Raw genomic sequence first — 19716 nt, forward strand, 5'->3', positions numbered from 1 at the left:
CCGGCCCTTCCGGCTTTCCGTGTCAGTGGGCGCGGCCGCGGCTCGCCGAGAAGACCACGAAGCCCGCGCCGACGCCCAGGCAGGCGATGCCGCCGAAGACGTACGGGGTGGTGTCCACGCCGCCGGTGTCGGCCAGCACCAGCTGCGGGCGGACGCCGCCGCCCTCTTCGGCGGTGGTGGCGCCGTCGTTGGCGTTCGCCGGGGCGCCGGCCGGGACGGGCGCGCCGCCGAGCGGCGCGGAAGCGGAACGCACAGCGGTGGTGCCGGTGGTGGCGCCCTCCGGCGCCGTGGCATTGGCGGAGGGTACGAACCAGAGGGCGCCGAGGAGGGTGGTCGCCCCGAGGGCGGTGAGCAGCGGTCGACGTGCGGACACGGTTCGATCCCCCTTGTGGCAGCGCGAATTGGCCGTGCGGGACGATGCTAGTGAAAGGGGCGGGTCGTGGGAAAGTCAGGGGGCCCGCAGGCTTACTCTCCGTCGTATGGAGACAGAAGAGAACGTGCGATATGTCCGCCTTCGGGTTGATCTGGTGCTGGAAGTGCCGGATCCGGATGCACTCACCGGAGCCGCACTGGAGCACGTCAAGGCCGACGAGTACATGCACGAAGAGGAGCGTGGGCACGCCGAGACGGTCGTCCGCGAGGACCTGGCGGAGGCCCTGGCCTACCTGGTGGACCCGACCGACCTGGTCGCGGAGGTGCCCGGGGTGGAACTGGCCCAGGCCTCCTGGAGCACCGAACCGGTCGAATACGACCCCGACTCCCTGGAGTGGGACATCGACGAGGAAGATGGGGTGTTCGACGAAGGGGACGACAAGGCCTGACAGTGGGATTGCCCACATCCGAACGGGATGTGGAACCAAACCGGTCCGCGCACGCGTTGTCTTCTGAACAGGCCGGGGGGGATCCCTCCTGCCCGGGGTATCCGGCAACGATGGAGTGACGTGTGAGGACGTACGGCAAGGGGCGGAGCGCGACCCGCAGAAGGGGCCTTGCGGCCGCTTCCGCCCTGCTCGGCGGTGTACTGGTGCTCTCGGCATGCAACGACGGCGGCGGTGACGAGCCCAAGAACGCGGGCGGCGCCTCGGCCAACTCGCAGGCGGACGTCGACGCCGCCGCGGCCAAGGACACCTCCAAGGCCCGAATAGTCATCACCCCCAAGGACGGCGCCACCAACGTCGGCCTGAACTCCGACGCCGCCGTCACGGTCACCGACGGCACCCTCACCAAGGTGGAGATGAAGTCCTCCGAGGGTGCCGCGGTCACGGGCAAGATCTCGGCCGACGGCAAGAGCTGGAAGCCGGAGGGCGCGCTCAAGCGCTCCACGAAGTACTCGCTGGCGGCGACCGCCAAGGACGCCGGCGGCCGCGAGGCGCACGAGAACGCCTCCTTCACCACCGTCTCCCCGGAGAACAGCTTCATCGGCTCGTTCACCCCGGAGGACGGCCAGAAGGTCGGCGTCGGCATGCCCGTGTCGATCAACTTCAACAAGCCGATCAAGGACCGCAAGGCCGTCCAGTCGGCCATCACGGTCACCTCCAGCAGCGGCCAGGAGGTCGTCGGCCACTGGTTCAACTCCCAGCGGCTCGACTTCCGCCCCGAGCAGTACTGGCAGGCGAACTCCACCGTCACGCTGAAGATGAAGCTGGACGGCGTCCAGGGCGCGCCCGGCATCGTCGGCGTGCAGGACCGCACCGCCACCTTCCAGATCGGCCGCAGCCAGGTCTCCGTCGTCGACGCCAAGACCAAGAAGATGACGATCAAGCGGGACGGCCAGGTCATCAAGACCATCCCGATCTCGGCCGGCTCCCCCGAGACGCCGACCTACAACGGCCAGATGGTGATCTCCGAGAAGTTCAAGGAGACCCGGATGAACGGCGCCACCGTCGGCTTCACCGACTCCGACGGCAAGGGCGAGTACGACATCAAGGACGTGCCGCACGCCATGCGCCTGTCCACCTCCGGCACGTTCATCCACGGCAACTACTGGGGCTCCGACTCCATCTTCGGCAGCGTCAACACCAGCCACGGCTGCGTCGGTCTGAACGACGTCCAGGGAGCGGGCGACCCGGGTCAGCCGGCCGCCTGGTTCTACGACAACTCGCTCATCGGCGACGTGGTCACCGTGATGAACTCCCCGGACAAGACCATCAAGCCGGACAACGGCCTCAACGGCTGGAACATGAGCTGGGCAGAGTGGAAGGCCGGTTCGGCCGTCTGATCCGAGCACACGTTCCCCCGGCCCCGGCGCGCGGCGGGGAGTCCACCACGGACTCCCCGCCGCGCGCGCATTTCCGGGCGTGCCGGAACCCCTCACGCCGTAGGGTCCGCTGTATGACACACCCCGCAGCGCCCGCACCCCTGTCCGTCCCGCCGACCGACGACGAGGTGGACACCTGGTGGGCGGTGCTCACCGCCGCCCGGACCGCGGACCTGCCGGGCCTGCCCCCGCCCGGCCGCGCCGAGGTCGCGGGCCGGCTGCGGACCGCCCCGCCGCGCGGCCGGTTCCTGCAGTGGCTGGCCGGGGACGAAGGGGTGGCCGCGCTGCTGCTGCACTCGGAGGCCGCGAACGCGCACACCGCCTGGCTGGACGAACTGACGGTACGTCCGGACGCCCGGCGGAACGGCACCGGAACCGCCCTGTGGCAGCGCGTCCGGGCCGAACTCGAGGCCGACGGCCGGACCTCGGTCAGCACCGTGCTCGACCTGGGCGGCCCGGGCCAGGCCTTCGCCGAGTCGCTGGGCTTCGTCAACGTGCTGCCCATGGCCTGGTACGTGCAGGAGGTGGCGGCGCAGGCCCCGGCCGCGCCGGCCGACGCCCCTCCCGGCTACCGCTTCGTGTCCTGGGAGGGCGTCGTCCCCGACCCCTGGGCGGACGCGGCGGCGGCCGCGCACGCGGCCATGGAGGACGCGCCCGACGGGGACCGGGAGGAACGCATCCCGGCCTGGGACGCCGACCGGCTGCGGGCGGCCGGCCGGCTGGTGGTGGACCGCGGCGGCCGCATCCGCACCGTCGCGGCGGTCACCGGCTCCGGCGAGGTGGCGGCGTACACGGAACTGGTGCTGCCGGTGCCGTCCGCCTCCCGCGCCCTGCAGTACGACACGGTGGTGGTGCCCGCCCACCGGGGAAGGGGACTCGGACGGGCCGTCAAGCAACGCATGCTGTCCGAGGCCTCGGCCGCGTACCCGGGGCTGCGGTGGATCGGCACCACCGTCGCCGACGACAACGCCCCCATGCGCGCGGTGAACCAGGCGCTGGGCTACCGCCACGAGCGCGCCGCGGGCCTCTTCCAGCTCAAGCTGTAGCCTCCGCCGGGTCGGGAACCCCCCAGGAGGACAGCAGGGCCAGCGCTTCGGCCGACGCCGAACCCGGCTCCGCGTGGAACACCACCAGCGCCTGCTCGGGGTTGTCCGTCACCCTGAACGTCTCGAAGGACAGCGACATCGGGCCGGCCAGCGGGTGGCGCAGCCGCTTCACGCCGTGCGTCTTGTCCGCGACCGTGTGCGCCGCCCACAGCCGCCGGAACTCCTCGTTCTTCACCGACAGTTCGCCGACCAGCGCGGACAGCTGGGGGTCCTCCGGATGCAGCCCGGCGTACAGGCGGAGGTTGCTGACCACCTCGCAGGCCCGGCAGTCCCAGTCCTGGTAGAGGTCGGCCGTCGCCGGGTCCAGGAACACCAGCCGCACCAGGTTCCGCTCCGCCGCCGGCATCGCCGCGAAGTCCCCGAAGACCGCCCGGGCCAGCCGGTTCCAGCCGATCACGTCCTGCCGCCGCCCCACGATGTACGCCGGGACGCCGTCCATGGCGTCCAGCAGCGTCAGCAGCTCCGGCCGCACCCGCTCGGGCCGGTAGCTCTGCCGGCACATCCGGCCGCGCCCCTTCGGGCGGGCCAGGTGCGTCAGGTGCGCCCGCTCCACCTCGTCCAGCCGCAGCGCCCGCGCTATGGCGTCGAGCACCCCGGCGGAGACGTTCTGCCCGTGCCCCTGTTCCAGCCGCGTGTAGTACGCGACCGACACCCCCGCCAGCTGGGCGAGTTCCTCGCGGCGCAGGCCCGGCACCCGCCGGTGCCGCCCGTACTGGGGCAGGCCCACGTCCGCGGGCTGCAGGCGGGCCCGGCGCGACCGCAGGAACTCGCTCAGTTCGGCTCGCTGATCAAGGTGGTCCATCCGGCCAGTATCACCGCTGCCCCCGCGACGCCGGCCCGTGAGCACCGCCGGGTTCCTGACCCTGCTGGGGATACGTTCGCCGGTCCTAGGCAGAGCAGGGGGCTGGGTGGCCCGCGCGGCCCGCGGCATCGTTCCCCACGACCCGCAAGACCGACGGAGCAGACCCGAGGAGCACCACGATGTCCCAGGCCACCGCCACCCGGGCCGCCGCCTACGCCGCGCCCGCCCCGAAGGCCCCGCTGGAGCGGACCACCGTCCCCCGCCGCGCCGTGGGCCCGCGCGACGTCCTCGTCGAGATCAGGTACGCCGGTATCTGCCACTCCGACATCCACCAGGTCCACGACGGCTGGCACGAGGGCATCTACCCGATGGTCCCCGGCCACGAGATCACCGGCGTGGTCACCGCGGCCGGCGCGGAGGTGACCCGGTTCGCGGTCGGCGACCGGGTCGGCGTCGGCGTCATCGTGGACTCCTGCCGCACCTGCGAGCACTGCCTGGCCGGCCAGGAGCAGCACTGCGCCGACGGCCCGACCGGCACGTACAACGCCCTCGACCGCGCCGGTGAACCGACCTACGGCGGCTACTCCACCCACATCGTGGTCGACGAGGGCTACGCCGTCCGGATCCCCGACGCCCTCTCCCTGGACGCCGCCGCGCCGCTGCTGTGCGCCGGCATCACCCTCTACTCGCCGCTCAGGCGCTGGCAGGCCGGCCCGGGCAAGAAGGTCGCGATCGTCGGGCTCGGCGGCCTCGGCCACATGGGCGTGAAGATCGCGAAGGCGCTGGGCGCGGAGGTGACCGTCCTCTCGCAGAGCCTGCGCAAGAAGGACGACGGCCTGGCGCTCGGCGCCACCCACTACCGCGCCACCTCCGACCCGGCCACGTTCACCGAGCTGGCCGGCCGCTTCGACCTGGTCGTCTCGACCGTCTCCGCCCCGATCGACCTCGGCGCCTACCTCCGGCTGGTCAGGGTGGGCGGCACGCTGGTGAACGTGGGCGCGCCTGAGGAGCCGGTCCGCCTCGACCTGTTCTCCGTCATCAACGGCAACAGGTCGCTGGCCGGCTCCATGATCGGCGGCATCGCCGAGACCCAGGAGATGCTGGACTTCTGCGCCGCGCACGGGCTCGGCGCGGAGATCGAGCTCATCCGCGCGGACCAGGTCAACGACGCCTACGACCGGGTCCTGGCCGGCGACGTCCGCTACCGGTTCGTCATCGACGCCGCCACCATCTGAGCCCGGGCGGTCGCGGTCACCCGTCCGACCCCGACCCGGCCCCGGCGATGCCGACCGGGCAGGACACGCCGGTGCCGCCGATGCCGCAGTACCCGCCGGGGTTCTTGTCGAGGTACTGCTGGTGGTACTCCTCCGCGTTCCAGAACGGGCGGTCGGCGGCCGGGAGCACGGCGGTGCTGATCGTGCCGTACCCGGAGCCGGTCAGCACCCGCTGGTAGGCGTCCCGGGAGGCCTCGGCGGTGGCCTGCTGGGCCTCGGAGTGCGTGTAGACGGCCGAGCGGTACTGGGTGCCGACGTCGTTGCCCTGGCGGAAGCCCTGGGTGGGGTCGTGCGCCTCCCAGAACACCTTCAGCAGCGTCTCGTACGCGACCTCGGCCGGGTCGAAGACCACCCGGACGACCTCCGTGTGGCCGGTCAGGCCCGAGCAGACCTCCTCGTACGTGGGGTTCTCCGTGAAGCCGCCCTGGTAGCCGACCAGCGTGGTCCACACGCCGGGGGTCTGCCAGAACTTGCGCTCCGCGCCCCAGAAGCAGCCCAGGCCGAAGTCCGCGACCTCCAGCCCCTCCGGGTACGGGCCGGCCAGCGGGTTGCCGAGGACCGTGTGGCGGGCGGGCAGCGAGAACAGCGGCTCCGGGCGGCCCTTCAGGGCCTCCTCGCGGCTGGGGAGCTCGGGCGTGCGGCGGTACGTGAACATGCGTGGCCTCCTTGTGTACGAGGAGAACGGGAACGGGCGGGCGGGGATTCCCCCCGGCGCGCCCGTTCCGGCGGTCCGCCGGTCGCCGCTCAGCGCGGCAGGGTCGCCGGCGAACCGCCGTTGGACTCGTAGCCGGCCACCGCCAGGGCGCGGAACACCGCGTACATCTCGGCCGGGTCCGGGCTGTGCGACCAGGGCAGCGCGCCCACGTAGCCGTCCACGTGGCGGACCTGCTCCATCGCCTCCGCCCACCGCTCGCCGCCGACCAGGAACCACAGCAGCAGGTGCCGGACGTGGGCCAGCATCGGGTCGTCGGCGCGGGCGTTGCGCACCGCGAACATCGCGCCCTCGACCGCGCGCGTGACCACCGCGGTGCGGTGGAAGTCGGTCAGCACCACCTCGGGGACGTGCTCGTACACGCCGAACAGCGGCAGCGCCGCCAGCAGCGAGCCCTGCGGGGCGCGGGCCGCCGCCGCATGCGTGAACGCGTCGGCCTGCTCGCGCGAACCGTGCCACTTGGCGCACCAGTAGTGCAGCGCCGCCAGGTGCGCCCCCATGTGGTCCGGCGCCCGGTCGATCACCTTCGCCCACAGCGCGTCGAACTCGACCGGCGGGTACGCCAGACCCCGCGCGACCGCCAGCTCGGTGATGTACGGGACGGGGTCGCCCGGCGCCAGCAGCGCCGCCTTCGCGCAGGCCTCCCGCGCCTCCTCCAGGATGATCCGGTGGTCGTCCGAGCCGACCCCGCCCGACTGCCGCCAGGCCTGCTGCACCAGGAACTCCGCGTGCACCTCGGCGCCGCCCGGGTCCTTCTCCGCCTCCAGCCGCCAGGTCCGCAGCCACTGCGCGCCCGTACCCGGCCGCTGCGCCAGCTCCAGCGCCGCCGCGCCCGCGAAGGCCTGGACCCGCTGCCACCGCAGCTCGCCCTCCTTCGGGGTGCCGGCCAGCAGCTGCGACGCCGCCCGCCACTGCTGGGTCTGCTGCACCAGCTCCAGGGCGTCCATCAGGTCCGTGTCCGGGCCCGGCACCCGGATGTCCAGCTGCTCCTGCCGGACGAATCCGTAGTTCGCGGGGTCGGCCGCGTCGGGGCTGCCCGGCGCGACCAGGCGCACACCGCCGCGCCTGCGCCGTATCCACGGGCCGAGGGCGGCCAGCAGCAGGCCGATCGCGATCAGGAACCAGAGAATCTCCATGTCCCCAAGCGAACCAGACCAACCGGCCCGGAGGCGAATAGGCTCTGTCCATGAGCCACGACAGCCACGACGGCAGCCACGAGCACCAGAATTTCGAGACCCGCGCCATCCATGCGGGCAATACGGCCGACCCGCTCACCGGCGCGGTCGTCCCCCCGATCTACCAGGTGTCCACGTACAAGCAGGACGGTGTCGGCGGTCTGCGCGGCGGCTACGAGTACAGCCGCAGCGCCAACCCGACCCGTACCGCACTGGAGGAGAACCTCGCCGCGCTGGAGGGCGGCCGCCGCGGCCTCGCCTTCGCCTCCGGGCTGGCCGCCGAGGACTGCCTGCTGCGCACCCTGCTCTCGCCGGGTGACCACGTGGTGATCCCCAACGACGCGTACGGCGGTACGTTCCGCCTCTTCGCCAAGGTGGTCTCCCGGTGGGGCGTGGAATGGTCGGTGGCCGACACCTCCGACCCGGCGGCGGTGCGGGCCGCGCTGACCGACCGCACCAAGGCGATCTGGGTGGAGACCCCGTCCAACCCGCTGCTGGGCATCACCGACATCGCGGTCGTCGCCGACATCGCGCGGGGTGCCGGCGCCAAGCTGGTCGTCGACAACACCTTCGCCTCCCCGTACCTGCAGCAGCCGCTGGCGCTGGGCGCCGACGTGGTCGTGCACTCGCTGACCAAGTACATGGGCGGCCACTCCGACGTGGTCGGCGGGGCCCTGGTCACGGCGGACGCCGCGCTGGGCGAGGAGCTGGCGTACCACCAGAACGCGATGGGCGCGGTGGCCGGGCCGTTCGACTCGTGGATCGTGCTGCGCGGCATCAAGACGCTGGCCGTCCGGATGGACCGGCACAGCCAGAACGCGGCGCGCGTCGCGGAGATGCTGACCCGGCACCCGAAGGTCACCCGGGTCCTGTACCCGGGACTGCCCGACCACCCCGGCCACGAGGTCGCCGCCAAGCAGATGCGGGACTTCGGCGGCATGATCTCGTTCCGGGTCGCGGGCGGCGAGGAAGCGGCCGTGGAGGTCTGCAACCGGGCGAAGCTGTTCACGCTCGGCGAGTCGCTGGGCGGGGTGGAGTCGCTGATCGAGCACCCCGGTCGGATGACGCACGCGTCGGTCGCCGGGTCGGCGCTGGAGGTTCCGGGGGACCTCGTGCGGCTCTCGGTCGGCATCGAGTCGGCGGACGACCTCCTGGCCGACCTCACCCAGGCCCTGTCCTGACTCTCTGACGCCCCCGCCCCCGCCCCCCGCCCGCCCCCCCCGCCCCCCCCCCCCCCCCCGGGGGGGGGGGGGGGGGGCGGGTGGGGGCGGGCGGGGCTCCGCCGCGCCTCGATCGCCGGCGGGCCGGATTCGTCCCCGGGAGCCGGCCCGCGGGGCGGCGCCCCGGCCGGGCCACCGAGCCCGAGCGGCGTTTGAGCGGGCTCGGGCGGAGTCGTAGCCGTGCGGCCGGGGCTCTGCCGGGGCACACGGGGCTCCGCCCCGTACCCCGCGCCCGCGGCGGGTTCCGGCCCGGGCGGGGGTGCACGTCGGGGGTGGCGTGGTCACCAGCCCTGGAGGGGTGGGGCTTTCGGGGCGGGCGGTGGGAGCCAGGGTTCGGTGTGGGAGGCCCAGACGGCCAGCGCGAGGGTGGCCAAGGCCACTAGGGCCCAGGCCAGCCGCCGCAGCAGCCGGCGCCGGCGCCGGATGCGGGTGCCGCGCGCCGCGGCCGCCGCGGCCAGGTCCGGCGGGACGGCCCCGTGCGGACCGGCTTCGAGCAGGCGGCGCAGGTCGGCCGCACGGTCCCCGGTCACGCCGCCCGCTCCCGCGTCCGCAGCACCGCCTCCGCATGGGCCCGCAGCGCGCGCAGCCGTTCCGGCGCCAGCCCCAGCTGGGCCGCCGCCTGCTGTTCCGCCACGCTCTCGTACACCAGCAGGACGACCGCCAGCCGCTGCTGCGGCCGCAGCCGGGACAGCACCCCGCCGCGCCCCCGCTGGTAGCGCCAGGCGCTGCGGGCGAACGCCGCGCACAGCTCCTGCCGGGTGTGGTCGTACGGATCGTCACCCCGCAGCCGCCGCCAGTCGGCGAAGGTGCGGGCCAGCGCACCCGCCAGCAGCTCCCGGGCGGCCGGGGCCCCGCCCTCCGGCTCGGCGGTCAGCAGCGTGGCGACGTGCAGCAACCGCGCCGCCGCACCCGCGACGAACGCTTCGAACTCCCTGAACCCCGCCTGGGTTTGGTGGTCCACATGCTCATGGTGCGGGCAGCCGGACCACCCGGGTCAAGAGGTCGGACCGCCCTCGGACGCCGCGCCCATCAGGTCGGACAGCGACAGGTTGAAGCGGGTCAGCAGGGCGGTGAAGGACTCCCGCTCTTCCTCCGTCCACTCGGCCGTCACCCGCGCCATGAGTTCGCGCCGCGACGAACGGACCTCCTCCAGCCGGGCCAGCCCGCGCGGGGACAGCGCCAGCACCACCGCGCGGCCGTCCTCCGGGTGCGAAGTCCGCTTCACCAGACCGGTGTCGACCAGCGGCGCGACCTGCCGGGTCACCGTCGACGAGTCGATCCCCATGCCCGCGGCGAGCGCCTTGACGCCCATCGGGCCTTCCAGGTCGAGCCGGTTGAGCAGCAGGTACGCGGCCCGGTCCATGGAGTTGCGGGCCTGGCCGACGCCGCCCAGCCGGGTCTGCTCGGCCCGGCGCGCGAACAGGGCGACCTGGTGCTGGAGGGCGTCGAGCAGGCCGGCTTCGGCCGGGGTCTCGGCCGGGGTCTCGGCCGTGGCCGGCAGGTCGGGACGGGCCGGGGTGGAGGACATGGCCGTGGGCTCTCTTCGCGTGGGGCCGACAGGGATGGGGCACAGCGTACGCGGCCGGGCTCCGGCCCGTGCGCGCCGTGGCAGAACTGGCGAGTAGCGGCCCGGGCCGCCCCGCCGCGGCGGGCCGCTGCCCGCACCTCGGACGTCCCGCGCCCCGTCGCTCCCGGACTGCGAGACTTGCGGCATGAACTACCGCGTGCCCGAGCCCGTCCCCCAGGTGATCCTCGACGACGTCAGGGGAGCGCAGAAGATGCTCTCCGGCGTCGCCCGGGTCACCGCCATGGAGGGCAGCCGGCACCTGTCGGCGCTGGTCGGCGCGCCGGTCCACCTCAAGTGCGAGAACCTCCAGCGCACCGGATCCTTCAAGCTGCGCGGCGCGTACGTGCGCATCGCGGGTCTCCGCCCCGAGCAGCGCGCGGCCGGCGTGGTCGCCGCCAGCGCCGGCAACCACGCCCAGGGCGTGGCCCTGGCCTCGTCCCTCCTCGGGGTGCGCTCGACGGTGTTCATGCCGGTCGGCGCCCCGCTGCCGAAGGTGGCCGCGACCCGGGAGTACGGGGCGGAGGTGCGGCTGGAGGGCCAGGTGGTCGACGAGACCCTGGCCGCCGCGCAGGAGTACGCGGACCGGACCGGGGCGGTGTTCATCCACCCCTTCGACCACCGGGACATCATCGCCGGGCAGGGCACCGTGGGCCTGGAGATCCTGGAGCAGTGCCCCGAGGTGCGGACCATCCTCGTGGGCATCGGCGGCGGCGGGCTGGCCGCCGGCGTGGCCGTCGCGGTGAAGGCGCTGCGTCCCGACGTGCGGGTCGTCGGCGTTCAGGCGGCGGGCGCGGCCGCGTACCCACCCTCGCTCGCGGTGGGCCACCCGGTGTCCGTGGACGAGCCGAGCACGATGGCCGACGGCATCAAGGTGGGCCGCCCCGGCGACGTCCCGTTCCGGATCATCGCGGAGCTGCTCGACGACGTCCGTACGGTCTCCGAGGACGCGCTGTCCAGCGCCCTGCTGCTCTGCCTGGAGCGGGCCAAGCTGGTGGTGGAGCCGGCCGGCTGCAGCACCGTCGCGGCCCTGCTGACCGAGCCGGAGCTGTACGGCAAGGGTCCGGTGGTGGCCGTGCTGTCCGGCGGCAACGTGGACCCGCTGCTGCTCCAGCGGATCCTCCGGCACGGCATGGCCGCGGCCGGCCGCTACCTGTCGCTGCGGCTGCGGGTGGCGGACCGGCCCGGCGCGCTGGCCGGGCTGCTGGGGGTGCTGTCGGGCATGGACGCCAACGTGCTCGACGTCAGCCACGTGCGGACCGACCCCCGTCTGGGCCTGACGGAGGTCGAGGTCGAGCTGCACCTGGAGACGAAGGGGCCGGAGCACTGCAAGGAGGTGGCCCGCTCCCTGCACGCGGCGGGCTACCGCGTGATGGGCTGAACCGTCCCCGCCCCGGTACCCCTACCCGTGCCCGTACCGCTCCGTCCGCGTCCCCGGGCAGCGGCGAGCCCCCGCCGGAAGGGGTCCGGCGGGGGCTCGACGGTCGTCGTGCGGGGCGGTCAGCCGGTGAAGGGCTTGACCGCGAGGATGCGCACCGAGGCCTTCTTGCCGTTGGGCAGCTCGTACTCGGCGTCCTCGCCCTCCTTCTTGCCCATGACGCCGGTGCCCAGCGGGGACTGCGGCGAGTAGGTCTCGAAGTCGGAGGAGGCGTACTCGCGCGAGGCGAGCAGGAACTCCATGGTGTCGTCCGGGTCGCCGTCGAAGGCGATGGTCACGACCGTGCCGGGCGCCACGACGCCGTCGGACGCGGGCGCGGTGCCGACCTTGGCGCTCTCCAGGAGCTGGGTGAGCTGGCGCACGCGGAGCTCCTGCTTGCCCTGCTCCTCCTTCGCAGCGTGGTAGCCGCCGTTCTCACGGAGGTCACCCTCCTCGCGGGCGGCCGCGATCTTGGCGGCGATCTCCGTGCGTGCGGGACCAGACAGGTAATCCAGCTCGGCCTTGAGCTGGTCGTACGCCTCCTGGGTCAGCCAGGTGACGCTCTCGCTCGTCTGGGTCACAGGTGCTCCTCGTCGGTACAGGGGACTTCATGGCCGCGCACTCGTCGGTGCGGGCGAAACCACGAGCCTAACAATTCGGGAAGAAAAGGGGGAGGACACCGTGTGTATGAAGTGTGTCATTGCGGCCGGACGCGGGACGCCTCCGGCGCCGCTGGTGCTCGATGGACCGGTGCGGCAACCTCGCGGAGATCGCCGCCTACCGGTCCCGCAGGAGCGGGGGGAGACTGGAGGGACAGGGGGCGTGACCGACCTGGAGGAGCCATGACGTCAACGACATGGGACAGCACTCCGGTGATGTTCAAGACCGACGGGGCGGAGCTGCGCACCGTGGACATCGGAGGGGACATCAGCGTCGCGTTCGTCCGGTTCGTCGCCGGCACGGACATGACCCCGGCCTTCAAGGGCCTGCCCGACGACCTGTGCGACTGCCCGCACTGGGGCTACGTGATCAAGGGGCGGATCAAGCTGCACATGACCGACGGCTCGGCGCCGGTCTACTCCGCCGGAGACGCCTTCTACTGGGCGCCCGGACACGCGCCCGAGGCGCTGGAGGACTGCGAGTTCCTCGACTTCTCGCCGAGCTCGGAGTTCAGGAAGGTCGTCGACCACGTCAAGGCGGCGGTCGGCGGATAGCGGGACCGGAGGAGAGAGAGGGCAGGGTCAGCCGGCTGCCTGGCAGCCGACCAGCTCGATCATCACGGCCCGGCTCGTGGTCTTCAGCGTGACGAGTTCGTCGACCCGCCCCACCGGCTGTGCGAACGTGAAGTCGCCGCGACCGACCTCACCGTGCTCCTTGTCCTGCGAGCTCAGCGTGCAGACACCGGTGACCCCGGGCTCCTTGCGGATCTCCAGGTGCACCTGCACCTCGGAGTCGGAGACCACCTCGTACTTGATCACCTCGGCGCTGACGCTCTGGCCGGCCACGTAGTCCCAGCCGATCCAGCCGACCAGGCCCAGCAGGCCCACACCCAGCAACGAGCCGACGATCTTGAGCTTGCGGTCGGCGCGGTCGTCCGCGGAACGGCCGTACCGCCCCTCGGGCAGCCCTTCGCGCACCGTACCCATCGCTCGATCCTCTCTCCACGGGGGCTGGAATTTTCCTCCCCCCGATTCGGTCACTATAGAAGCCGCCGACCGTGCCCGATCGCAGAGGATCCCGTCTTGACCGAGCAGCTTCGACTGATGGCCGTCCACGCCCACCCCGACGACGAGTCCAGCAAGGGTGCGGCGACCATGGCCAAGTACGTGTCCGAGGGCCTGCCGGTCCTGGTCGTCACCTGCACCGGGGGCGAGCGGGGCTCGATCCTCAACCCCAAGCTCCAGGGCGACAAGTACATCGAGGAGAACATCCACGAGGTCCGCCGCAAGGAGATGGACGAGGCCCGCGAGATCCTCGGCGTCCAGCAGGAGTGGCTGGGCTACGTCGACTCCGGCCTCCCCGAGGGCGACCCGCTGCCGCCGCTGCCCGAGGGCTGCTTCGCGCTGGAGGACGTCGACGAGGCGGCCGGCCGGCTGGTGCGGAAGATCCGCGAGTTCCGGCCGCAGGTCATCACCACGTACGACGAGAACGGCGGCTACCCGCACCCCGACCACATCATGACCCACAAGATCACGATGGTGGCCTTCGACGGCGCGGCCGACACCGAGAAGTACCCGGAGGCCGAGTTCGGCCCGGCCTACCAGCCGCTGAAGCTGTACTACAACCAGGGCTTCAACAAGCCGCGCACCATCGCCCTGCACAACGCGATGCTGGAGCGCGGGCTGGAGTCCCCGTACGGCGAGTGGCTGGCGCGGTGGAAGGAGTTCGAGCGCAAGGAGCGCACGCTGACCACGCACGTGCCCTGCGCCGAGTTCTTCGAGATCCGCGACAAGGCGCTGATCGCGCACGCCACGCAGATCGACCCCGACGGCGGCTGGTTCCGCGTCCCGATGGACGTCCAGAAGGAGGTCTGGCCGACGGAGGAGTACGAGCTGGCGAAGTCGCTCGTGGACACCACCCTCCCCGAGTCCGACCTCTTCGCGGGCATCCGGGAGAATGCGTAAGCATGAGCGCCACGCACGCAGCCATCGCCCAGGTCCTCCCGCTGGCGGCGGACACCTTCGACAAGAACAAGGTGACGCCCGGTGTGCTGGGCTTCATCGTGTTCGCCGCGCTTGCGGTGGGGGTGTGGGCCCTGATGAAGTCCATGAACCGGCACATGGGCCGCGTCAACTTCGAGGAGGCCCCCGCCGCCTCCGCCTCCGCCTCCGCCGGGGCCGCCTCCGACCCGGCCACGACGCCGCCCGCCCCGACCAAGCCGTAACCGCCCGGCTCGGGCCCGGCGGAACCGCTGCTCGGGCCCGGCGGGCCGGTGCCGGGCGGAACCCGGCCTCGCCGGCGTGCGAGGCGCGGAGCTTTGGCTCCGCCCGGTCCCGCTCAATCGCCGCTCGGGCTTGAGGTGCGGCCCGGCTCCGCCGTGTGCCCCCGGCTTCGGTGCGGGCGCCGCCCGGAAGGATCCAGCCCCGCCGGCGTTCGAGGCGCGGGTTGCGGGGCGGAGCGTTGGCTGTGGGGCTTGGCTCCGCCCGGGTGTGGTCAGGTGTCGCTCGGGCCGGGGTCGGGGCGGGGCGGGAGGGACAGGATTTCGCGGGAGTGGCGGTTCGGCACCATCGCCAGGCGCCACCCCTGCCAGCCCTCCGCGGGGTCCACCCCGCGCCCCAGGGCCACCGCGTAGGGATCGAGGCAGTCCTCCAGCCGCGCGTCCCGCCCCGCGTGCGGCGCCGCCGCCAACGCGGCCAGCCCGGCCGCCGCCTCCTCCGCGCGCCCCGCGTACGGCAGCACCGTGCACCGCAGGAACCGCGCCCAGTCCCCGCCCCGCCGGTCCCCGTACGACTCGAACAGCCGGTCCGCCTCCTCGCACAGCGCCAACGCCTGCGCGATCCGCCCGTTGCCCGCGTCCACCACCGCCAGCTCCAGGCACGTCCACGCCTCGCCGTGGGCCAGCCCGATCTTCCCGAAGTCCGCCCGCGCGTCCACCAGCAGCTGCCGGGCGAAGCCGGAGTTGCGCAGGTTGCCGGTCTGCGCGGCCCGCTGGTCCCGGGTCACCCGCCCCGAGTGGTGCCGGGCGCAGGCCAGCCCGTACACGTCCCGCATCCGCGAGAACATCGTCCGCGCCCGCTCCAGCTCCCGCACCGCCCGGTCCCGGTCGCCCTGCTCCTCCAGCGCCTGCCCCAGGTAGTACAGCGACCACGCCTCGCCCCGCGCGTCCTCCGCCTCCCGGTGCCGTTCGTGCGCCTCCCGCAGCCGGTCCGCCGCACCCGTCGCGTCCCCGTCCACCAGCCGCGCCCGGCCCAGCTGGGTCAGCGCCCACGCCTCCCCGCGCGCGTCGTGAGTACGCCCGTACAGCTTCAGGGCCAGCCGGAGTTCCTCCTCGGCCGCCGGCACGTCCCCCGCCCGCAGGAACACCTGCCCCAGGTGGAAACGCCCCCACGCCTCGCCGTGCACGCTCCCGCTCTCCCGGTGCAGCGCCAGCGACCGCTCCAGCAGCTCCAGCGCCTCCGGCAGCCGCGCCAGGTCCCGCTCCACCGCCGCCAGCGCGTGCAGCGCCCACGCCAGGTCGCCGGTCAGCCCCGCCGCCTCCTGCGAGGCCGCCGCCTCGCGGATCCTCGTCCGCGCCTCCGGCAGCTGGCCCTGGTGGTGCAGGGTGATGCCCAGCGACACCAGCGCCCGCGCCGCCCCGGCCTGCTGGTTCGCCTCGCGGAACTGGTCCACCACCGAGGTCAGCGTCGTCCGGGCCCGGTCCAGCTCACCCAGCTGCCGCGCGGCGATGCCGGTACGCCACTGCACCGAGCGGGCCATCACCTCCTGCGCGCCGCCCTCCGCCCGCACCGCCTGCGTCAGCTCGTTGATCTCGCCCAGCCGGTACAGGTCCCCGCGCAGCAGGCAGTGGTCGCACAGCGCGCCCAGCAGGTCCAGTACCGCCCGCTGGTCCACGCCCTCCGTGTGCCGCAGTGCCGCGGTGATGAAGCTCGACTCCTCGTCCAGCCAGCGCAGCGCCGCGTCCAGCGAGGCGAAACCGTGGCCGTCGAACCGGTCCGCCCGCGTCGAGGTCTTCCCGTCGACCATCCGGATCACCGCGTCGGCGAGCTGCGCGTAGTTCCGGATCAGCCGCTCGTGGGCCGCGGCCAGCGCCTCCCGGTCCACCGACTCCGCCTGCCGGGCGGCCGCGTACGCGCGCACCGCGTCGTGCAGCCGGAACCGGTCACCGCGGACCCGGTCGATCAGCCCCGCCCGCCACAGCTCCTCCAGCGCCCGCCGGGCCGCCGACTCCGGTACGTCGAGCAGCGCGGCGGCCGCGGCCCCGCCCAGCGAGGCGCGGCCGGCCAGCGGGAGCCGCAGCAGCAGCCGCCCCGCCTGTTCGCCGAGCTCCGGCCCGGCCACCGCCAGTGCCCGTTCCACCGGGCCGGCGCCGGGCCGTGTCGCCATGGCCGCCGCGAGGGCACCCGCCCCGGGCCCGTCCAGCAGCGGGCCCAGCACCCGCAGCGCCAGCGGCAGCCCACCGGCCGCCGCGGCCAGCGCGGCCACCTCCGCACCGGCGTGCGCCGCGCCGCCCGCGCCGCCCACGCCGGCGCGCGCCGCGTCGACCACGCTCCCCGCGCCGCCCGCGCTCCCCGTACCGCCGGCACTCCCCGCGCCGCCCGCGAGCAGCTCCGTCGCCTCCGCCGGCTCCAGCGGGCCCACCTCCAGCTGGTGCACCCACGCCGGGAGGTCCTCGCCCAGCTCCAGCCGCTCCCGCGCCGTCACCAGCACCAGCGAGTCCGACCGCTCCGGCAGCAGCGCCCGCACCTGCGCCGCGTCCCCCGCGTCGTCGAGCACCACCGCGACCGGCAGTCCCGCCAGGTGCTGGTGGTACAGCTCGGCCAGCCTCCGCACCTGCTGCTCCGCCGACGACCGCTCCCGGAACAGCAACTGCTCCCGTGGCGCGCCCAGCCGGTTCAGCAGGTGCAGCAGCGCCTCCCGCGTCGGCAGCGGGGCCGGGCCGGCCGGGGAACCGCCGCGCAGGTCCACCACGCACGCCCCCCGGTACTGGTCCCGCAGCTGGTGGGCCGCCCGCAGCGCGAGCGCCGTCCGCCCCGCGCCGGGCTCCCCGTACAGCACCACCACCACCGGCCGGGTCTCCGTGCTGGCCCGCGCCGCCCGCACCCACTGCGCGATCCGCGCCAGCTCGGCCCGCCGCCCCGCGAACGCCCCCACCGGCTCCGGCAGCTGCCCGAAGCTCTGCTCCAGCGCCCGCCGCCGCCGGGCCTCCGCACTGCGGTCCGCCCCGCGCAGCTGCGGCACCGGCTGCTTCCCCGGCCGGGCCGCCCGGGCCGCCGCCACCTGCCGCTGCTGCTCCAGGAACGGCCTGACCCCCCGCACCTCCAGCGCCGACAGCCACTGGAGCCTCAGCTGTTCCACCCCGCCGGGCTGCCCCAGCGCCCCGGCCCGCCGGTGCGCGGCCGGCACGTGCCCCGCCGTCACCTTGAGCACCGTCGCCACCGCACCGGCCGCACCCACCACCGCCCCCGCGCCCAGCGCCGTACCGGACTCCACGCCCAGCGCCACGTCCGCGCCGAAGGCCGCCACCGCCGAGACCGCCGCCACGAGCAGGGCCGTGGAGGCGTTGCCGTGCCGGAACGCGTCCCCGAGCGAGCGCTCACCGGCCGCCGCCTCGTCGACCGCCCGTACGTAGGCCTCGTACTCCGCCGCCGCGCTCGCCGCCAGCGCGTCCAGCGCCTCCCGGCCCCGCGCCAGCAACCCGCCCCGGTCGACCACCGCGCCGGGGTGCCGCCGCACCTCCTCGTCGACGGCCCGCACCCACAGCGCCTCGGCCTCGCTCCGATGGACGTCCCGCATCAGCGATCCCCCTTCGAGGGTTCCGACGGAGCTACACAGTGTCCTGCGGGACACCCCTCGGCGCGAGCAATCTGAGCTAGATCAGAGGGAGTTGCCTCCCGCGCGGACCGCTCGGAGCGGGCGTCTACACTCACCGAGTCGATCCGACACGGGTATACGGGGGCTTGCATGACGGTACGTGACATACGCACGGCGGCACGGTTGATCGGGCGCCGCAACGCCCTGCGCTACCTGGCCATCGGCGCCGGCGCGGCGCTCCTCGCCGCCTGCACGGGCAAGGACCGCCCGAAGGCCGCGTCGGGCTCCTCCGCGGCCCCCTCCACCGGGCCCTCCACGACGTCCGCCGCCTCCTCCTCCCCGTCCACCGCCGCCTCCGGATCCGCCACCCCCGGGCCGGCCGCCACGCCCGCCCGACGGGGCGTGCTGGAGCGGTCCTTCGAGGCCTTCCTCAAGGGCCCCTGGGCCATCGAGTCGACCTCGTCGAACGGACTCGTGGCCCGGGCCGCGGCCACCGTCGAGCTCTCCTCCTGGACCATCGTCTGGGAGGGCGACGGCGGCACCTGGCGCGGCGGCCACCGCCTCCACGGCAGCGGCGTCCTGGCGATCGAGGTCCACGAGGGCCCCAAGGCCCTGACCCGTGAGACCGGCACCCAGGCCCACCAGGTCCCGGAGAAGGTCGCCGACGGTTTCGAGCTCACCCTCCCCTGGCAGCCCCCGGGCCGCCGCCGCCCCGCCGACGACCAGCGCCTCTCGGTCACCTACGCCGGCAACACCCTCACCATCCGCCACGTCGAACGCTCCGGCAGCACCACCACCCACGTCTGCACCCGCGCCTGAAACGCGCGCCGCGGGGCGTGGTCAGCGGGACAGGAAGGCGAGGATGCGCTGGTTGACCTCCTGCGGCTTCTCGGTGAGGAGGAAGTGGCCCGCGCCTTCGATCATCGCGCCGTCCGATCCCGGCGGCAGCATGGAGACGAGCTCGGCGAGCGTCGCCTCGTCGACCACGGGGTCCTCGGTTCCGTGGAGGTAGAGGGTGGGCTGGGAAGGCAGCTCGTCCAGCACTCGGGCCATCTCCCATCGCGGGGTGCCGAAGGTCGCGGCCGGGAAGTTCTGCCGGTAGAGCTCCAGGCCGAGGTGGAGCCTCTCCGGCGTGTCGAGTCCCTCCTTCATCGCCTTGCGGTCCTCCGTGGAGTCGTAGCCGGGGACGGTCCCCGTCCAGTGGTTCCAGAGCCAGTCGAGGTAGGCGAGGTCGTCGGCCGCGACGAGCTGGTCGGCTATGGCCATCTGGAAGAAGTAGAAGTGCACGTACCGCTCGATGCGGGCGGGATCCGCGCTGCCGCGGTCGTAGAACGACAGGGGCGGGACGTCGTTGACGACCACCTTGGCCCATCGCTCCGGCGCGGCCGCGGCGGCGCCCCAGGTGGTGAAGCCGCCCCAGTCGTGTCCGATCAGGACCGCGTCGGAGCCGCCGCCGAGCGCCTCGTGCAGGCCGTTGGCGTCGGCGATCAGGTCGGGCAGGCGCATGCTGCCGTCCGGCGGCACCTGGGACGGGGCGAAGCCGCGCATGGTGGGGACCACGGCGCGGTACCCCGCCTCGGCCAGCGCGGGCATGAGGTACCGGTACAGCCTGGGCGTGTCGAAACCGTGCAGCATCAGGGCGAGCGGCCCTTCTCCGGCTTCGACGTAGGCCAGGTCCAGGCCGTTGACGGTGATCCGCTTGTGTTCCATATCAGCTC

22 protein-coding genes are annotated in these 19716 nt (G+C 73.8%); 11 read left to right on the forward strand and 11 right to left on the reverse strand.

Translation table 11 applies throughout. The features are described 5' to 3' along the window. Positions 1-22: 22 nt before the first annotated feature. Positions 23-373, reverse strand: coding sequence for a hypothetical protein (locus tag ACFY61_RS14010; RefSeq protein ID WP_389471169.1), 351 nt, complete (start codon positions 371-373; stop codon positions 23-25). Between the two features lie 106 nt (positions 374-479). Here ACFY61_RS14010 and ACFY61_RS14015 point away from each other — a divergent pair, with 106 nt between their 5' ends. The 3 genes from ACFY61_RS14015 to ACFY61_RS14025 all read left to right on the forward strand — a co-directional run bounded on the left by ACFY61_RS14015 (position 480) and on the right by ACFY61_RS14025 (position 3303). Continuing rightward, on the forward strand, positions 480-821 hold the full coding sequence (locus ACFY61_RS14015; RefSeq protein WP_389471171.1) for a hypothetical protein: 342 nt from the start codon (positions 480-482) through the stop codon (positions 819-821). Positions 822-943: 122 nt separating this feature from the next. After that, positions 944-2218, forward strand: coding sequence for an Ig-like domain-containing protein (locus ACFY61_RS14020; protein ID WP_389471173.1), 1275 nt, complete (start codon positions 944-946; stop codon positions 2216-2218). Positions 2219-2331: 113 nt separating this feature from the next. Further along, positions 2332-3303 carry a GNAT family N-acetyltransferase gene (locus ACFY61_RS14025; protein ID WP_389471175.1) on the forward strand — a complete coding sequence of 324 codons (972 nt, stop codon included), beginning with the start codon at positions 2332-2334 and terminating at the stop codon, positions 3301-3303. Here ACFY61_RS14025 and ACFY61_RS14030 read toward each other — a convergent pair. Then, complete coding sequence (locus tag ACFY61_RS14030; RefSeq protein ID WP_389471177.1) at positions 3293-4165, reverse strand: helix-turn-helix transcriptional regulator; 873 nt, start codon at positions 4163-4165, stop codon at positions 3293-3295. The genes ACFY61_RS14025 and ACFY61_RS14030 overlap by 11 nt on opposite strands. A 179-nt stretch (positions 4166-4344) precedes the next feature. On the opposite strand from ACFY61_RS14030, the gene ACFY61_RS14035 reads away from it, so the two are divergent. After that, on the forward strand, positions 4345-5400 hold the full coding sequence (locus tag ACFY61_RS14035; RefSeq protein ID WP_389471179.1) for an NAD(P)-dependent alcohol dehydrogenase: 1056 nt from the start codon (positions 4345-4347) through the stop codon (positions 5398-5400). Between the two features lie 16 nt (positions 5401-5416). Here the strand turns inward: ACFY61_RS14035 and msrA are convergent, their stop codons facing one another. Together msrA and ACFY61_RS14045 are read right to left on the reverse strand one after the other, a co-directional pair. Continuing rightward, positions 5417-6094 (reverse strand): peptide-methionine (S)-S-oxide reductase MsrA, encoded by a 678-nt coding sequence (gene msrA / locus ACFY61_RS14040; RefSeq protein ID WP_389471182.1) that lies wholly within the window; start codon positions 6092-6094, stop codon positions 5417-5419. Between the two features lie 89 nt (positions 6095-6183). Beyond that, positions 6184-7287, reverse strand: coding sequence for a hypothetical protein (locus ACFY61_RS14045; RefSeq protein WP_389471183.1), 1104 nt, complete (start codon positions 7285-7287; stop codon positions 6184-6186). A gap of 50 nt (positions 7288-7337) precedes the next feature. Here ACFY61_RS14045 and ACFY61_RS14050 point away from each other — a divergent pair, with 50 nt between their 5' ends. Beyond that, the gene (locus ACFY61_RS14050) at positions 7338-8507 is read left to right on the forward strand and encodes a cystathionine gamma-synthase (protein ID WP_389471185.1); all 1170 of its coding nucleotides are present in this window, start codon (positions 7338-7340) and stop codon (positions 8505-8507) included. A 320-nt stretch (positions 8508-8827) separates the two neighbouring features. Here ACFY61_RS14050 and ACFY61_RS14055 read toward each other — a convergent pair whose 3' ends face one another. From ACFY61_RS14055 to ACFY61_RS14065, 3 genes are read right to left on the reverse strand one after another with little or no spacing between them, the layout of a single operon-like run. Then, complete coding sequence (locus ACFY61_RS14055; RefSeq protein ID WP_389471188.1) at positions 8828-9076, reverse strand: hypothetical protein; 249 nt, start codon at positions 9074-9076, stop codon at positions 8828-8830. Continuing rightward, complete coding sequence (locus ACFY61_RS14060; RefSeq protein ID WP_389471190.1) at positions 9073-9507, reverse strand: RNA polymerase; 435 nt, start codon at positions 9505-9507, stop codon at positions 9073-9075. Before ACFY61_RS14060 ends, ACFY61_RS14055 begins: the two co-directional genes overlap by 4 nt. A gap of 33 nt (positions 9508-9540) precedes the next feature. Then, entirely contained in the window at positions 9541-10074 is a 534-nt protein-coding gene (locus tag ACFY61_RS14065) for a MarR family winged helix-turn-helix transcriptional regulator (RefSeq protein ID WP_389471192.1), read from the reverse strand. A 184-nt stretch (positions 10075-10258) separates the two neighbouring features. Between ACFY61_RS14065 and ilvA the strand changes: the two genes are divergently transcribed. Further along, positions 10259-11491: a threonine ammonia-lyase gene (gene ilvA, locus ACFY61_RS14070; RefSeq protein ID WP_389471195.1), complete on the forward strand. Its 1233-nt coding sequence runs from the start codon at positions 10259-10261 to the stop codon at positions 11489-11491. Between the two features lie 119 nt (positions 11492-11610). On the opposite strand, the gene greA is transcribed toward ilvA, so the two are convergent. Then, positions 11611-12108, reverse strand: coding sequence for a transcription elongation factor GreA (gene greA / locus ACFY61_RS14075; RefSeq protein ID WP_389471198.1), 498 nt, complete (start codon positions 12106-12108; stop codon positions 11611-11613). A gap of 113 nt (positions 12109-12221) precedes the next feature. Here greA and ACFY61_RS14080 point away from each other — a divergent pair, with 113 nt between their 5' ends. Further along, positions 12222-12353: a CGNR zinc finger domain-containing protein gene (locus ACFY61_RS14080; protein WP_389471200.1), complete on the forward strand. Its 132-nt coding sequence runs from the start codon at positions 12222-12224 to the stop codon at positions 12351-12353. Between the two features lie 16 nt (positions 12354-12369). Further along, positions 12370-12741 carry a hypothetical protein gene (locus ACFY61_RS14085; RefSeq protein ID WP_389471202.1) on the forward strand — a complete coding sequence of 124 codons (372 nt, stop codon included), beginning with the start codon at positions 12370-12372 and terminating at the stop codon, positions 12739-12741. Between the two features lie 27 nt (positions 12742-12768). On the opposite strand, the gene ACFY61_RS14090 is transcribed toward ACFY61_RS14085, so the two are convergent. After that, positions 12769-13173: a DUF4307 domain-containing protein gene (locus ACFY61_RS14090; RefSeq protein WP_389471204.1), complete on the reverse strand. Its 405-nt coding sequence runs from the start codon at positions 13171-13173 to the stop codon at positions 12769-12771. A gap of 96 nt (positions 13174-13269) precedes the next feature. Between ACFY61_RS14090 and mca the strand changes: the two genes are divergently transcribed. Further along, complete coding sequence (mca, locus tag ACFY61_RS14095) at positions 13270-14151, forward strand: mycothiol conjugate amidase Mca (RefSeq protein WP_389471207.1); 882 nt, start codon at positions 13270-13272, stop codon at positions 14149-14151. Between the two features lie 2 nt (positions 14152-14153). Next, a complete protein-coding gene (locus tag ACFY61_RS14100) occupies positions 14154-14411 on the forward strand; it encodes a hypothetical protein (protein ID WP_389471210.1) in 258 nt (85 codons plus the stop codon). A 269-nt stretch (positions 14412-14680) separates the two neighbouring features. Here the strand turns inward: ACFY61_RS14100 and ACFY61_RS14105 are convergent, their stop codons facing one another. Further along, entirely contained in the window at positions 14681-17980 is a 3300-nt protein-coding gene (locus ACFY61_RS14105; RefSeq protein ID WP_389471212.1) for a tetratricopeptide repeat protein, read from the reverse strand. Positions 17981-18148: 168 nt separating this feature from the next. On the opposite strand from ACFY61_RS14105, the gene ACFY61_RS14110 reads away from it, so the two are divergent. Beyond that, a complete protein-coding gene (locus ACFY61_RS14110; RefSeq protein WP_389471214.1) occupies positions 18149-18817 on the forward strand; it encodes a hypothetical protein in 669 nt (222 codons plus the stop codon). A 21-nt stretch (positions 18818-18838) separates the two neighbouring features. Here ACFY61_RS14110 and ACFY61_RS14115 read toward each other — a convergent pair whose 3' ends face one another. Then, positions 18839-19708 carry an alpha/beta fold hydrolase gene (locus tag ACFY61_RS14115; RefSeq protein WP_389471217.1) on the reverse strand — a complete coding sequence of 290 codons (870 nt, stop codon included), beginning with the start codon at positions 19706-19708 and terminating at the stop codon, positions 18839-18841. Between the last annotated feature and the right edge of the window lie 8 nt (positions 19709-19716).

The organism is Streptomyces sp. NPDC012888 (assembly GCF_042900645.1).
Classification (GTDB): domain Bacteria; phylum Actinomycetota; class Actinomycetes; order Streptomycetales; family Streptomycetaceae; genus Streptomyces.

What these genes read in the sequence shown, in the direction of transcription:
- ACFY61_RS14035 (WP_389471179.1), top strand. Translation starts at nt 4,345, where the DNA reads ATGTCCCAGGCCACCGCCACCCGGGCCGCCGCCTACGCCGCGCCCGCC.
- ACFY61_RS14025 (WP_389471175.1), top strand. Translation starts at nt 2,332, where the DNA reads ATGACACACCCCGCAGCGCCCGCACCCCTGTCCGTCCCGCCGACCGAC.
- ACFY61_RS14105 (WP_389471212.1), bottom strand. Translation starts at nt 17,980, where the DNA reads ATGCGGGACGTCCATCGGAGCGAGGCCGAGGCGCTGTGGGTGCGGGCC.
- ACFY61_RS14100 (WP_389471210.1), top strand. Translation starts at nt 14,154, where the DNA reads ATGAGCGCCACGCACGCAGCCATCGCCCAGGTCCTCCCGCTGGCGGCG.
- ACFY61_RS14110 (WP_389471214.1), top strand. Translation starts at nt 18,149, where the DNA reads ATGACGGTACGTGACATACGCACGGCGGCACGGTTGATCGGGCGCCGC.
- ACFY61_RS14015 (WP_389471171.1), top strand. Translation starts at nt 480, where the DNA reads ATGGAGACAGAAGAGAACGTGCGATATGTCCGCCTTCGGGTTGATCTG.
- ACFY61_RS14065 (WP_389471192.1), bottom strand. Translation starts at nt 10,074, where the DNA reads ATGTCCTCCACCCCGGCCCGTCCCGACCTGCCGGCCACGGCCGAGACC.
- ACFY61_RS14115 (WP_389471217.1), bottom strand. Translation starts at nt 19,708, where the DNA reads ATGGAACACAAGCGGATCACCGTCAACGGCCTGGACCTGGCCTACGTC.
- ACFY61_RS14085 (WP_389471202.1), top strand. Translation starts at nt 12,370, where the DNA reads ATGACGTCAACGACATGGGACAGCACTCCGGTGATGTTCAAGACCGAC.
- msrA (WP_389471182.1), bottom strand. Translation starts at nt 6,094, where the DNA reads ATGTTCACGTACCGCCGCACGCCCGAGCTCCCCAGCCGCGAGGAGGCC.
- ACFY61_RS14045 (WP_389471183.1), bottom strand. Translation starts at nt 7,287, where the DNA reads ATGGAGATTCTCTGGTTCCTGATCGCGATCGGCCTGCTGCTGGCCGCC.
- ilvA (WP_389471195.1), top strand. Translation starts at nt 10,259, where the DNA reads ATGAACTACCGCGTGCCCGAGCCCGTCCCCCAGGTGATCCTCGACGAC.
- ACFY61_RS14050 (WP_389471185.1), top strand. Translation starts at nt 7,338, where the DNA reads ATGAGCCACGACAGCCACGACGGCAGCCACGAGCACCAGAATTTCGAG.
- ACFY61_RS14090 (WP_389471204.1), bottom strand. Translation starts at nt 13,173, where the DNA reads ATGGGTACGGTGCGCGAAGGGCTGCCCGAGGGGCGGTACGGCCGTTCC.
- ACFY61_RS14030 (WP_389471177.1), bottom strand. Translation starts at nt 4,165, where the DNA reads ATGGACCACCTTGATCAGCGAGCCGAACTGAGCGAGTTCCTGCGGTCG.